This window comes from Halosimplex rarum (genome assembly GCF_047715405.1).
GTDB classification, from domain to species: domain Archaea; phylum Halobacteriota; class Halobacteria; order Halobacteriales; family Haloarculaceae; genus Halosimplex; species Halosimplex rarum.
The window spans coordinates 3,077,169-3,090,273 of the sequence record NZ_CP180412.1 but is presented as its reverse complement, the minus strand read 5'-3'; the positions used below and the strand labels follow the sequence as shown (position 1 = coordinate 3,090,273).

Genomic DNA, 13,105 nt, shown 5'->3' with positions numbered 1-13,105 from the left:
GTCGTCGGTGAACTGAAGGGACCCGCGGTGCAACCGGTCGCCATGGGAACGATCTTCGTCGCTTACGGCGGCGACGGCCGCGAGTCGGTGCTCGAATACGCGGCCAAGCGCGCCGCCGACGCCGGCCACGACCTGTACGTCTATCACACGAAAGACGTCGCCGACGAGGAGACCAGAGAGATCCGCGCGGAGATCGAGTCCGCTCTCGACCGGACGGGCCTCGGGGTCCCCGCCGAAGTCGTCATCGAGTCCGGGAAGGGCGAGTCCGACAACACGAACGTCTCGGCGCAGAAGCGGCTGACCGACGCGATCGTCGGGAGCGACCGGGAGTTCGTCTACGTCGTCATGGGCGAGGTCGAACACGGCGCCGTCGAGAGCTTCGTCCTGCCGAGCATGACCGAGGCCGTCCTCGAAACGCGAGAGGTCCCCGTCCTGCTCGTTCCCGTCTGATCCGCGTTCTCCGGCTCTATTCCCCCTGCCGCTCGCTACAGATGCGTCACGAGCGATCCTCACCGGCGGACTCGGTCGCTCGGACCGATGGGTCGTCGAGAGACTCGCGATCGGCGGCCGCGACGTGCTGTGCGTCGATCGACGCTCACTCCTCGGACTCGGCGGGATCGTGGGCGATGGCGAACAGGAACCCGGAGAGGAAGAGCAGTTCGTTGCCGAGGTACACGCCGAGGATCGGATCGACGATGCCGACGATAGAGGGCGGGAGGGCGATCCCCAGGATCGCGAGCACCAGCGCGGCGACCGCGGCGAGTCCGGCGAACAGCCGCGTGACGGCGCCGCAGACGAACCCGACGGCGAACACGAGTACCGCTTCGAGGAGGCCCATGCCGCGAGTAGACGCGCGCGGCGGCCAAAGCCGTTCCGGCGGTCGCGGCCGTGGGGGAGCGTGACGGGCCTGGGAAACGGTTTTTGCGTCGCGCTCGGCAGGGCCTGCACATGGAGACGCGCGTGCGGGAGGTGACGTCCGACGAGGGGTGGAACGAGGCGGTGCCGATCGTCCGACAGCTGTGGAGCGACGTCGACGAGGCGTTCGTCCGCGGTTGGCGCGACGAGGACGACTACCGGATGTTCGGGCTGTACGAGGTCGAAGGCGGCGATGCTGGCGAGGAGGTCCCGGCCGACGACGGTATCACGGCGGACGACGGTATTACGGCCGACGACAGGACGCTCGTCGCCGTCGCGGGCGTCTCGATCCAGCGGGTGCTCCACCACGAGCGCCACCTCTGGGTCCACGACTTCGTCGTCGACGAACCCCGGCGCGGCGAAGGCTTCGGGAGCGCGCTGTTTGACTGGCTCGACGAGTGGGCCCGCGAGCGCGACTGTCGGAACCTGGCGCTGGCGTGTCACGACGACAACGACGCCGGACGAGCGTTCTACGAGGCGGAGGGAGTGGAGGTGTGGGGGCAGGTGATGGAGCGCGAACTATAGGTCGATACCTGGCGCGGCGTAGGCGATGTAGACGCCGATTGCGCCGCCGACGGCGTAACCGAGGCTGCCGAGTGCCGCTCGCTCGACGGAGTCGCCGGCGACGACGACGCCGAACACCGTCACGGCGAGGACACCGGCGACGAACGCCACCGCGGCCGCTTGAGGGGGAGTCGTCTGGAGGGCGGGTGCCATACCTCAGACATCTCTCGCCCGGGCGAATACCTTTTTCTCTCTCGACCGTCGCCCGCGTCACCCGACCGACCGTCGCGCGGCGGTCCCGCTGCCTCGCCGGGATTTAGTGCGTCCGCGTCACAGAGGGGGCATGGACCAGGTCTTCGCCCCGTGGCGCATCGATTGGGTCGAACGCGAGGGCGGCAACGACGACGTCGACGGCTGCGTCTTCTGCGCCTTCGCGGAGGGCGACCGCGACCGGGACCGCGACCGCCTCGTCGTCGCTCGCTCGCCGCACTCGTTCGTCCTCCTGAACAACTACCCCTACAGTCCCGGTCACGTCATGGTCATCCCCCACGACCACACCGGCGACTACCGCGACCTCGACGACGAGGTCCTGCTCGACCACGCCCGCCTGAAACAGCGGACCTTCGACGCGCTCGACGACGGGATGGGACCCGACGCGTACAACGCGGGCCTCAACCTCGGCGGCGGCGCCGCCGGCGGCTCCATCGACGACCACCTCCACACCCACGTCGTCCCGCGCTGGGAGGGCGACACCAACTTCATGCCCGTCGTCGCCGACACCCAGGTCATCGTCGAGGCCGTCGACGACTCCTACGACCGACTCTGGGAGGCCTTCGCCGAACAGGACGGCGCAGAGGTGACCGGCGAGGACCGCGCCGTCGAGTTCGCCGACTGAACGCCCGAAACGCTCACCTGTCGACCGATTGACTCGCGAGTATGAGAGTCGTCCGTCACACGTGAGCCGACTCCCGACTTCGCCCCGCTCGCCAACTGCACACCGACGACAACACGATGACGGACGACACGACAGCTACCGACGAATCGACCGGTGAACGCACGACGACCGAGGCGGACGCGGACTGGCCGCCGACCGACGACCGACTGGAGGATATCGCCGACCGCCTCCGGGAGCGGACGCACTCGCTGGAGACGACAGATCCGGGCGCACCGATCGCTGATCTCGACCCGCTCGTCGAGCGACTCCGCGACGTTCGAGTGGTCGGCCTCGGCGAGGCGACGCACGGCACGCGGGAGTTCTTCCAGTTGAAACACCGCCTCCTCCGACTACTGGTCGAGGAACTGGGCTACCGGCTGTTCGCGCTCGAAGCCAACTTCTCGGAGACGCTCGCCATCGACGAGTACGTCGTCCACGGCCGCGGCGACCCGGATGACGCCCTCGACGGGATCTACTTCTGGACGTGGGACACCGAGGAGGTGCTCGAACTGATCGAGTGGCTCCGCGAGTTCAACGACGGCCGCCCCGTCGAGGACCGCGTGCGGTTCTACGGGGTCGACGCGCAGTTCACCGCGGGGCCGGCTACCGCACTGCTGGAGTTCTTCGAGGAGCGAGACGCCGACCTGTTGGAAGTCCACGGCGAGACGCTGGAGATGCTCGCCGAAAAAGGGTTGAAAGACGACGAACCGGCCGAGGAGATGGAGTCGCGGCTGGCCGATGCCGACGCGCTCGTCGACGCGCTCGACGAGTGGTTCGAGCGGGAATCGGCCGACTCGGCCGACGACGCGTTCGCGCTCCACCGCCAGCACCTCCGGACACTCGAACAGGCGGTCGACGTCAACCGCGCCGCGCACGAGGAGGATACCGAGACCAGAGCGCGGCGCCGCGACCGCGCGATGGCCGAGAACCTGTCGTGGATACTCGACCACGAATCGCACGACAGGATCGCGGTCTGGGCCCACGACGCGCACCTCCAGCGCGACGGCCGCGACGAACACTGGGGTACCGGAACGCCGATGGGCGCGCACGTCGCCGACCGCTACGGCGACGACTACTACGTCCTCGGGTTCGACTTCGCCGACGGCGAGTTCCAGGCGATGGTCGAGACCGACGACGGCTACGAACTGCAGTCCTGCTCGCTCGGTCCGCCGCCCGAGGACGCCGCGACCAATCTGTTCGCCGCCGTCGACGGCCCCCTCTGGTGGTGCGACCTCGACGAGGTGACCGGCGACTCGGAACTGTCCGAGTACCTCGACGCCGAGCGGGCGGTTCGTTCCGTCGGTGCAGTGTACGACCCTGACCACGAGCACGAACGGCTGCACGACGAGTTCCGGCTGCCGCTGGCGTTCGACGGCCTCGTCTTCGTCGCCGAGACGAGTCGGGCGCGACCGATCGAGCGGGACTGAGGGCGGACACCGGCCCTGGCGGGTCCGCCGCCGCGTTCGACACCGCTTTGACCCGGGACCGACAATCCCGGACGATGACAGACGACCGGCCGCGAGTGCTCCGCAAGGTGGGGCTGCTCCTGCTGGCGGTCAACCTCGGCCTCGTCGCGCTCAAGGGCGCCGCGTGGCTGGCCACCGGCAGCCTCGCGGTCGAGTCCGAGGCAGTCAACAGCGCCGCCGACTCGGTCTACTCGCTGGTGACCGTCGCCGGCCTCTACCTGACGACGCGCCCGCCCGACTTCGAGCATCCGCACGGCCACGAGCGCATCGAGCCGTTCGTCGGCCTGTTCGTCGCGCTCGGCATCTTCGCCGCGGGCGGCACTGTCCTCTATCAGTCGGGAATGGCCCTGCTGTCGGGCGACGTGTCGGTCTCGCGGGGGCCGACCGCGGTCGCGGTGCTGGCCGTCGCCGCCGTCACGAAGTACCTCCTCTATCGCTACGTGCTCGCCGCGAGCGAGCGCCACAACTCGCCGGCGCTGACCGCGACCGCGCTGGACAACCGCAACGACATCCTCACGGCCTCGGCCGCCATCGTCGGCGTCCTCGGCGCCGGCGCCGGCTACCCCATCCTTGACCCGCTGGCGGCGGTCGTCGTCGCGGTCGGCATCGTCTACACCGGGATCGAGGTCGTTCGCGACAACCTCGGCTATCTCCTCGGCCGCGCCCCGCCCGAAGACCTCCGACGGGAGATCGTCCGCCGGGCGCTCGTCCATCCGGACGTCGAGGGCGCTCACGACGTGATCGCCCACTACGTCGGCCCGGAGATCGACGTCTCGCTCCACATCGAGGTCGAGGGCGACCGCACGCTGTTCGAGGCCCACGACATCGAGTCGGCCGTCGTCGAGTCGATCCGCGACCTCCCCGAGGTCGACGACGTGTTCGTCCACGTCGACCCGCGCGAACTCGACGAGTGGAAGCCCGACGAGCAGGTCGACCAGTTGGCGGGCGGCCGCTGGCGTTCACGAGAGGAGTAGTCCGCGAGGCGATCCACCGTCAGTGACTCCCCGCTCGCGCCCCAACGGCGGGTATGTCGATGGAGGCCGGCTTCGAACTGGGATTCGCCTCGCTCTCGAACGAGGTCCGCGACCGCTCGCTCCCGGTCGAGGGCACCCTCCCGGACTGGCTCGACGGCGCGCTGGTCCGCAACGGGCCCGCGACCTTCGAGGCGGGCGGCGAGCGGGTCCACCACTGGTTCGACGGCCTGGCGATGCTCCACCGCTTCGCGTTCGACGGGCGCGGCGACACCGTCTCCTACACCAACCGCTCGCTCCGCTCGGAGACCTACCGCCGGGCGATGGCGACGGGCGAGATATCCGGTCAGTTCGCGACCGGCGGCGGCTACCTCCGGCGGGTCCGCCAGTTGCTGTTCGGCGACCCGACCGACAACTGCAACGTCCACGTTGCCCGCGTCGACGGGACGCTCGTCGCGATGACCGAAGTCCCCCGGTACGTCGCCTGTGACCCCGATACTCTGGAAACCCGCGGCGAGTTCGCCTTCGCCGACGCGCTCACCGGACACGTCAACTGCGCGCACGTCCTCCCCGACCCCCACCGGGGGGAGACGGTCGGGCTCCTGACCACGTTCGGTCGCCCCAGCGAGCACACGTTCTACCGGCTCCCCGACGGCTCGCGCTCACGCGAGCGGATCGGCTCGGTCGCGACCGAGAGCCCCGCGTACCTCCACAGCTTCGCCCTCACCGAGCGATTCGTCGTCCTCACGGAGCACCCGTTCGTGACGACCCCCGCGTCGTTCCTGTTGCCCGGTCGCGAGAGCTTCGTGGACCACTACGAGTGGAAACCCGAACGGGGGACGCGATTTCACGTCCTCGACCGCGAGACGGGCGAGCGGGTCGCGACCGCCGTCACCGATCCGTGGTTCGTCTTCCACCACGTCAACGCCTTCGAGGCCGACGGCGAACTCGTGGTCGACCTCGTCGCCTACCCGAACGCCGACGTGGTCGACGGGCTCTACCTGTCCGAAGCGAGCGACTGGTTCGAGCACGGAAGCGACGGCCACCTCCGCCGGTTTCGCGTCCAGATCGACGGGCAGGCCGTCGCGAGCGAGACGCTGTACGGGGGCTGTGAACTCCCCCGGATCGCCCGCGAGGACCGCACCAGGGAGTACCGCTACGTCTACACACAAGGTGCAGCAGAGCCAGACGGCAACCACGTCGCGAAAGTGGACGTGACGACCGGCGAGTCCGACCGCTGGGAGGAATCGGGTCTCTTCGCGGAAGAACCGGTGTTCGTCCGCGCGCCCGACGCCGAGCGACCGAGCGACGAGGGGTGCGTGCTCGTGACGGCGCTGAACACCGACGAGGGCCGGACCGACCTGCTCGTCCTCGACGGCGAGACGCTCGACGAACGGGCGCGAGCGCCGCTCCCGCACGCGGTCCCGTTCGGGTTTCACGGCCGGTATTTCGAGGAGTGGTGACGGGGCCGACACTCGTCCGTTCCGACGCGCCGGTCACGACCCGTGCGTCACGACCGGATCGCCGAGCCGAACGCCCATCGGCGGCGGCCCGGCCGTCTCGCGGCCCTCCGCGAACCCGAGATAGAGGGCGCTGTTGATGATCCCGATGTGGCTGAACGCCTGTGGGTAGTTCCCGAGGTGGTCCCCGGTCTCGGTGTCGAGCTCCTCGGCGACGAGGCCGAGCGGTCCGACGTAGTCCGCCAGCGCCTCGAAGCGCTCCCTGGCGTCGTCGACGCGCCCGCCGAGCGCGAGCGCGTCGATCAGCCAGCACGAACAGAGGACGAACGCGCCCTCGTCGCCCGGCAAGCCGTCGTCGCCGTCGTATCGGCGGACGAGCACGTCGTCTTCGACCAGTCGGTCCTCCATGGCGTCGATCGTCCCCTGCACGCGCTCGTCGTCGAACGGCAGGAAGCCGACGACGGGCAACAGCAGTCCCGTCGCGTCGAGGGCCTCGGCCCCGTACGACTGGACGAACGCACCCAGGTCCTCGTCGTAACCTCTCTCGATGACGTCCGTCCGGATCCGCTCACGGGTCGTCCGCCAGGACGCGACGGGGGCCTCCCGGCCGGTCTCGGTCGCGATGGCGATTCCGCGGTCGAGCGCCGCCCAGCACAGCACCTTCGAGTAGACGAAGTGCTCGTCCCCGCCGCGAACCTCCCAGATACCGGCGTCCCGCTCGTCCCACACGTCGACGACGTAGTCGACGATGTCGCGGACCGCGGCCCAGTCGTCGTCGCCGAGCGCGCGGCCGTAACAGCGCATCTCGTCGACGGCGAGGAGCAGTTCCCCGTAGATGTCGAGCTGTGTCTGCTCGGCGGCCCCGTTCCCGATCCGGACTGGCCTGGAGTCGCGGTAGCCGTCGAGGTGGTCGAGTTCCCGTTCGGTGAGGTCGCTGTCGCCGTGGAGGCCGTAGAGCGGGCGGATATCGGCCGGCTCGTCCACGTGGCAGAGGTCGAGGAACCACTCGAAGTAGTCGACCGCCTCGTCGACGTGACCGAGGTTCATCAGTGCCTGGATGGAGAAGCCGGCGTCGCGCACCCAGTTGTACCGGTAGTCCCAGTTGCGGACGCCGCCGACGTCCTCGGGCAGGGAGGTTGTCGGCGCGGCCGCGATGGTGCCGGTCTCCGCGTGCGTGAGGAGTTTCAGGACGAGCCCCGACCGGACCACGAGGTCGTGCCACGGCCCGGCGAAGGCGCAGTCGCCCTCCCCGTCGCCGCAGGCGTGGGTCCAGTCGGTCCAGTACTCGACCGTCTCCGCGAGCGCTGCCTCGGGGTCCGTGGACGCGTCCTCGGCGCCGGTACACCGCAGCATGAACCACGCCGTCTCGCCCGCGTCCAGCGAGAGGGTCCCGGTCGCTCGCTCGCCGTCGAGAACCAGGTCGACCGGGCTCTCAAGGAGCGTCCGTTCGCCCCCTCCCTCGGCGTGGATGCCCCGGTCTGTCTCGGTCATCGCCGTCGACGCGCGAGCGTAGTCGAACCGGGGTTCGTACGCGACGTCGAAGTCGACGGCGCCGCCCGTGCAGGCGACCTTCCGGTAGAGGACCTTCTTCGGGTGGTCCACGTGCCCGGCCGGCGGGAGGAAGTCCGTCACCGTCGCCGTCCCGCCGCTCGTCTCGAACGTCGTCTCCAGGACGTTCGTCCCGTCGACGTACGCCTGCGTGCCCTCGAACGGTTCGGCAGGGCCGATCCGGAACCGACCGCCGTCCTCGGCGTCCAGTATCGCGCCGAGGATGCTCGGCGACTCGACGTGGGGGAAGGGGAACCAGTCGACGGACCCGTTCGGCGCGACGAGCGCGCACGTCTCCAGGTTCCCGACGACGCCGTAGTCCTCGATGGGTGTGTATCGACCCTCAACCACGCGGTCCACCTCTGCGACGGCGAATCGCGACGACACCGGGGGCGATCACAGACGATTCCGTGCACATGGGTATCACGTCGGGACCGACGCGGAAAAGCGACCGGCCGGGGTGCGCGCAAGGGACAAAAGCGCCGAACTCCTACCCCGTGTGATCTGTATGCCCGAGTTCGATCTCGTCGTCCTCGGCGGTGGCACCGGAAACGCCGTCGCCTCGGCGGCCGCCGAGGAGGGGGAGGACGTGGCGCTCGTCGAGCGCGGCCGACTCGGCGGCACCTGCCTCAATCGCGGCTGTAACCCCTCGAAGAAGCTCATCCACAGAGCCAACGTCGCCGAGACGGTGCGGCGGGCCGACGCGCTCGGCATCGAGGCGTCCGTCGAACGCGTCGACTTCGGACGGATCGTCGACGACGTCCGGACCGCGATACGGGAACGGGCCGCGGCGAAGGCCGAGCGGGCCCGCGAGCACGACAACCTGACGGTCTTCCAGCGTGAGGGCCGCTTCGTCGACGAACGGACCGTCGAAGTCGCCGACGACGGGTCCGGCGGCGACCGTCTCACCGCCGAAACGGTCGTCCTGGCCGGCGGCTCCCGGCCCACGGTCCCCGACGCCATCGACGGCACCGACGAGACGGCGTTCCTGACGAGCGACGAGGCGCTGTGGCTGTCGGAGCGACCGGACCGCCTGGTGATCGTCGGCGGCGGCTACATCGCCGTCGAGCTGAGCCACTTCTTCTCGCAGATGGGGACCGACGTGGTCATCGTCGGTCACGGCGACCGCCTCCTCGACAGCGAGGACCGCGACGTCGCCGAACGGCTCACCGAGGTCTACCGGGAGAGACACGACCTCCGGCTCGGCTACAGCGCGACCGAAATCGCCGAGGTCGACGGGCAGAAGCGCGTCACCGCCGAGGGCGAGAGCGGCGACGAGATCGAGGTCTCTGGCGACCGGCTTCTGCTGGCGACCGGACGGCGACCGAACACGGACACCTGGAACGTCTCGGCGGCCGGGATCGAGACGACCGAAGAGGGATTCGTCGAGACCGACGAGTATCTGCGCACCACCGCGGACGGGGTCTACGCCATCGGCGACATCGCGGGCAACTACATGTTCAAACACTCCGGCGACAAGGAGGCCGAATACGTGGTCGAAAACGCCGTCCACGGCGGCGAGGCTGCCGTCGAGTACCCCGGGATGGCCCACGCCGTGTTCGGCTCCCCGCAGGTGGCGAGCCTCGGGAAGACAGAGGACGAACTCGACGCCGACGAAGACGTCGAGGACGGCGACTACGAGGTCGGGGCCTTCGCGTACGACGACACCGCGCTCGGCTCGGCACTGGACGACGAGGGCGGGTTCGCGAAGGTCCTCGTCGGCGCGGACGGCGAGGTGCTGGGCTGTCACGTCGTCGGGCCGGAGGCCTCGACGCTGATCCACGAGGTGAGCACGGCGGTCGCGGCCGGCGCCGACGCGGCGACGATCGCCGAGACGATCCACGTCCATCCCGCCCTCTCGGAGGTCGTCCAGGGCGCCTTCCGCGAGGTGTGCGACGTGGCGCCGAGCGGGATCTAAGTCGGTCTCGCTCAGAGGCGGCGGTCGAGGAAGTCCGCGACCGTCTCGATCCCTCGGTCCTGCCAGCCCTCGGGTTCGACGACGATGCCGTGGCCGCCTCCGGGGACGATGCCGAGTTCGACCGGCCGTTCCGCTTCGGCGAGCACCCGTGCGTACTCGCGGGCGCCGTCGGCGGGCAGGAGGTCGTCGTCGTCGCCGTGCAGGACGAGCGTCGGCGGCGTCGCCTCGTCCACGTGGGCCGCCGGGGACACGCGCTCGTAGCGCTCGGGCACCTCGTCGGGGCCGCCGCCGAGGAACTGCCGTTCGAGGTCGTTGGCCGTCTCTGGATCGCGGTCGCGCATGTCGTACGCCCCGCTGATCGGGGCGCTCGCCGCCACCGCCGAGGAGACGGTCGCGTCTTCGGGGTCGAACCCGCCGTCGGCGGCGGCGATCAGCGCCGCGAGGTGGCCGCCCGCCGAGTGGCCCGTCGTCGCGACCCGGTCGGGGTCGATCCCGTACTCGTCAGCGCGCTCCTTCGAGAAACGGACCGCGGCGGCCGCGTCCTCGATCGGCGTCGGGAACGTCGCCTCGCCGCTCAGGCGGTAGTTCGCGTCGAAGCAGACGTAGCCGCGCTCGGCCAGCCCGCGTTCGAGCGCTTCGAGCTGCCCCTTCTCGCCCTCGATCCAGGCACCGCCGTGGTAGACGACGACGGCCGGGCGGTCCGTCCCGCCGTCGTCGGGCTGGTACACGTCGAGTTCGAGCGGAGACTCCCGATCGGGCGGCCGGTGGAAGACGACGTCTCGGTCGACAATCACGTCGGTCACGGCCTGCTGGTCGGCCGGTGTCGGAAAACGGTTTTCGGTCGCGGCAGTCAGGCCAGTTCGCCGAGCGCGTAGACGGTGTTGTGGCCCGTGATTTCCACGTCCACCGTGTCGCCGACTTCGGCGCCCTGGGTCTGCGCGCCGGGGATCGCGACCTGGCGGTAGGCGCGGTCGTAGCCCACCAGGGAGTCGTCGGTACCGTCCTCGGTCAGCAGTACGGAGCGGGTGTCGCCGACCATCGACCCGTAGACCTCGTCCATGACCTCCATCTTCAGGTCGGTCATCGCCGAGGAGCGCTCCTTCTTGACGGTGCCGCCGAGGCCCTTCATCTCGGCCGCGTCGGTGTTCGGCCGCTTCGAGAACCGGGTCACGTTGATCTTCTCCGGGCGGGTCTCCCGGAGCAGCGCCATCGTCTGCTGGAAGTCGTGGTCGGTCTCGGTGGGGAAGCCGACGATGAAATCCGTCGAGAGGGTCCACTCATCGAGGTATTCGTCGAAGGTCTCGACGACCTCGACGTATTCGCCGACCTCGTGCTGGCGGCGCATGTCCGCGAGCACGTCGTCGCTCCCGGACTGGACCGGCGCATGCAGGAAGTTGTAGATCTCCTCGTTCTCGGCGAAGACTTCGGCGAGTTCCTCGCGGACGCCGTGGACGCCCTTCGGGTTCGCCATCCCGACGCGCACCCGGAATTCGCCGTCGATATCGCAGATCCGATCGAGGAGTTCCGGCAGGAGGCTCTCACCCTGGTTGCGGTCCCAGCCGTAGACGCCGGTGTCCTGCCCCGTAATTCGGATCTCCTTCGCGCCGGCGTGGACGAGCGCCCGGGCCTTCTCGACGTTCTCCTCGACGGAGGGAGAGTCGATCCGGCCGGTGGCCTGCTTGGTGATGCAGTACGAGCAGTCGCTCATACAGCCGCGGGCGATGGGGAGGATGCCGACGACGCCGTCGAGGACGGGTTCGGTGTCGGGCGTCGTCGTCGGGCACTCGCCGTTGCGGACGTACTCGGGCACCTCGTCCCAGTGGAGGATCTCGGCTTCGAGGTCTGCCTGCTGGAACTCCTCGCCCTGCGCGAGGGCCATGCACCCGGTCACCACGAGGTCGGCGGGCGTCTCGGCGTCGAGTTCCTCGGCCCGGCGGAGCATGTTACGCTCCGTCTTCTCGACCACGGTGCAGGTGTTGAGGATCGCCACGTCGGCCTCCTCGGGGCCGTCGGCGGGGTGGTGGCCGCCGTCGCGGAGCGCCCGCTCGATCTGGCGGCTCTCGCCCCGGTTGGCCGTGCAACCGTAGGTCTCGATGTGATAGCGGGCCATCTCGTTAGTTCTCTCTTGGCGCTCGCGGGCAAAAGCGCGACGGATCGGTTCGCGCGCTGGAACGGTTCGATGTCATCTATCCGGAGTGGCACGGGCTATTCGTCTGGTGCGGTGGCGCGCGCTGTCGCGCGTTTCATCGCGCGACAGCATCGTGCGAGGGATGACCGAGGGAGCGGAGCGACTGAGGGAATCGGTTGGGGAGGCATGAGGTGCGGTGCTGTGCGGAGCGGTCGCGGTGTCGTGCTGTCCCTGGCGGACTGAAAGGGCGAGGCTCGCTCGCGTTCACTGTAGTCGTCTGAGCGGCCCCTATCCGCGCGAGTGCGGCGCGGTGCGGTTGTCCGAGGGTGGATATGCCGCTCAGCGACCGCGAGCGGGCCGAGGGCTTTCGCCGCCTGTTGGCGTCCGAGGTGGAACTAACTGCTAGCGAGCGGGCCGAGGGCTTTCATCGTGTGATCTCCGCGACAGCGATCTTTCTCTCCGGAAACCACTCTCAGAACTCGGCTCCATCAAAAACGACGACAAGCGAAACTCCCGATCAGTCGTCCCAGCCGCTCACGTCCTCGCGAGTCGCCGTCTCGTGCTGGTCCAGATACTCCCGGGCGATCGCGTCGCCGCTCGAAGCACCGATCCGCTCCGCGCCGGCGTCGAGCATCGCCTCCATCTCTGCCCACGAACCGACACCACCGGAGGCCTTCACGGGCATGTACTCGGCCAGTAACTCGACGTCAGGCACCGTCGCCCCGCCGTCCGAAAAGCCGGTCGCGGTCTTCAGGTAATCGGCGTCCGCTTCGAGCGCACATTCAGCCGCTCGCCGTTTCTCCCCCTCGTCGGACAGCAGCGGGGTCTCGACGATGACCTTCACGGGGATCGGGACGGCGGCCACGACTTCGTCGATCTCGTCGGTGACCGCGTCGTCCTCGCCGGCCTTCAACCGACCGACGTTGATCACCATGTCGAGTTCGTCGGCGCCCTCCTCCCAGGCGTCCTCGGCCTCGGCGACCTTCGTCGCGGTGGTGTGCTGGCCGTGGGGGAACCCGACGACCGTCGACAGCGGGACCGTCGGCGCGTAGCCGTCCGCGAGTTCGAGGTAGCAGGGAGGGATGCACGCGCGCAACCCGTACTCGATGGCTGCGTCGAGCACCACGATCACGTCGTCCGGCGTGGTCTCCGGCCCGAGGACCGTGTGCTCGATACGGCCCGTCACCGCCGCCGCGTCCGTGTTCATGGCTCACCTGTCTCACCCCCACCTAAAAGCCCGTTCGGATCAGTCGAGGCGTCT

13 protein-coding genes are annotated in these 13,105 nt (G+C 69.3%); 7 read left to right on the top strand and 6 right to left on the bottom strand.

Annotated elements, in window-relative coordinates; genetic code table 11:
* The first annotated feature begins 42 nt into the window (after nucleotides 1–42).
* The gene (locus ACMGFH_RS14825) at nucleotides 43–450 is read left to right on the top strand and encodes a universal stress protein (RefSeq protein ID WP_415379220.1); all 408 of its coding nucleotides are present in this window, start codon (nucleotides 43–45) and stop codon (nucleotides 448–450) included.
* Between the two features lie 145 nt (nucleotides 451–595).
* Here the strand turns inward: ACMGFH_RS14825 and ACMGFH_RS14820 are convergent, their stop codons facing one another.
* Nucleotides 596–838 carry a hypothetical protein gene (locus ACMGFH_RS14820; protein ID WP_415379219.1) on the bottom strand — a complete coding sequence of 81 codons (243 nt, stop codon included), beginning with the start codon at nucleotides 836–838 and terminating at the stop codon, nucleotides 596–598.
* A 110-nt stretch (nucleotides 839–948) separates the two neighbouring features.
* Here ACMGFH_RS14820 and ACMGFH_RS14815 point away from each other — a divergent pair, with 110 nt between their 5' ends.
* Nucleotides 949–1,440 (top strand): GNAT family N-acetyltransferase, encoded by a 492-nt coding sequence (locus ACMGFH_RS14815; RefSeq protein ID WP_415379218.1) that lies wholly within the window; start codon nucleotides 949–951, stop codon nucleotides 1,438–1,440.
* On the opposite strand, the gene ACMGFH_RS14810 is transcribed toward ACMGFH_RS14815, so the two are convergent.
* The gene (locus tag ACMGFH_RS14810) at nucleotides 1,435–1,632 is read right to left on the bottom strand and encodes a hypothetical protein (RefSeq protein ID WP_415379217.1); all 198 of its coding nucleotides are present in this window, start codon (nucleotides 1,630–1,632) and stop codon (nucleotides 1,435–1,437) included. The genes ACMGFH_RS14815 and ACMGFH_RS14810 overlap by 6 nt on opposite strands.
* A gap of 130 nt (nucleotides 1,633–1,762) precedes the next feature.
* Between ACMGFH_RS14810 and ACMGFH_RS14805 the strand changes: the two genes are divergently transcribed.
* From ACMGFH_RS14805 to ACMGFH_RS14790, 4 genes are all read left to right on the top strand, one after another.
* A complete protein-coding gene (locus ACMGFH_RS14805; protein ID WP_415379216.1) occupies nucleotides 1,763–2,314 on the top strand; it encodes an HIT family protein in 552 nt (183 codons plus the stop codon).
* Nucleotides 2,315–2,430: 116 nt separating this feature from the next.
* Entirely contained in the window at nucleotides 2,431–3,780 is a 1,350-nt protein-coding gene (locus ACMGFH_RS14800; RefSeq protein WP_415379215.1) for an erythromycin esterase family protein, read from the top strand.
* A 74-nt stretch (nucleotides 3,781–3,854) separates the two neighbouring features.
* Nucleotides 3,855–4,793 carry a cation diffusion facilitator family transporter gene (locus tag ACMGFH_RS14795; protein ID WP_415379214.1) on the top strand — a complete coding sequence of 313 codons (939 nt, stop codon included), beginning with the start codon at nucleotides 3,855–3,857 and terminating at the stop codon, nucleotides 4,791–4,793.
* A 59-nt stretch (nucleotides 4,794–4,852) separates the two neighbouring features.
* Nucleotides 4,853–6,253, top strand: coding sequence for a carotenoid oxygenase family protein (locus ACMGFH_RS14790; protein ID WP_415379213.1), 1,401 nt, complete (start codon nucleotides 4,853–4,855; stop codon nucleotides 6,251–6,253).
* A 33-nt stretch (nucleotides 6,254–6,286) separates the two neighbouring features.
* Here the strand turns inward: ACMGFH_RS14790 and ACMGFH_RS14785 are convergent, their stop codons facing one another.
* Nucleotides 6,287–8,149, bottom strand: a complete 1,863-nt coding sequence (locus ACMGFH_RS14785; RefSeq protein WP_415379212.1) for a glycoside hydrolase family 15 protein — start codon at nucleotides 8,147–8,149, stop codon at nucleotides 6,287–6,289.
* Between the two features lie 157 nt (nucleotides 8,150–8,306).
* Here ACMGFH_RS14785 and ACMGFH_RS14780 point away from each other — a divergent pair, with 157 nt between their 5' ends.
* A complete protein-coding gene (locus ACMGFH_RS14780; RefSeq protein WP_415379211.1) occupies nucleotides 8,307–9,716 on the top strand; it encodes a dihydrolipoyl dehydrogenase family protein in 1,410 nt (469 codons plus the stop codon).
* An 11-nt stretch (nucleotides 9,717–9,727) separates the two neighbouring features.
* Here the strand turns inward: ACMGFH_RS14780 and ACMGFH_RS14775 are convergent, their stop codons facing one another.
* The 3 genes from ACMGFH_RS14775 to deoC form a co-directional block, all read right to left on the bottom strand.
* On the bottom strand, nucleotides 9,728–10,519 hold the full coding sequence (locus tag ACMGFH_RS14775; RefSeq protein WP_415379210.1) for an alpha/beta hydrolase: 792 nt from the start codon (nucleotides 10,517–10,519) through the stop codon (nucleotides 9,728–9,730).
* 47 nt (nucleotides 10,520–10,566) lie between these two features.
* Complete coding sequence (locus tag ACMGFH_RS14770) at nucleotides 10,567–11,826, bottom strand: tRNA (N(6)-L-threonylcarbamoyladenosine(37)-C(2))-methylthiotransferase (protein ID WP_415379209.1); 1,260 nt, start codon at nucleotides 11,824–11,826, stop codon at nucleotides 10,567–10,569.
* 535 nt (nucleotides 11,827–12,361) lie between these two features.
* Nucleotides 12,362–13,051, bottom strand: a complete 690-nt coding sequence (deoC, locus tag ACMGFH_RS14765) for a deoxyribose-phosphate aldolase (protein ID WP_415379208.1) — start codon at nucleotides 13,049–13,051, stop codon at nucleotides 12,362–12,364.
* Nucleotides 13,052–13,105: the final 54 nt, after the last annotated feature.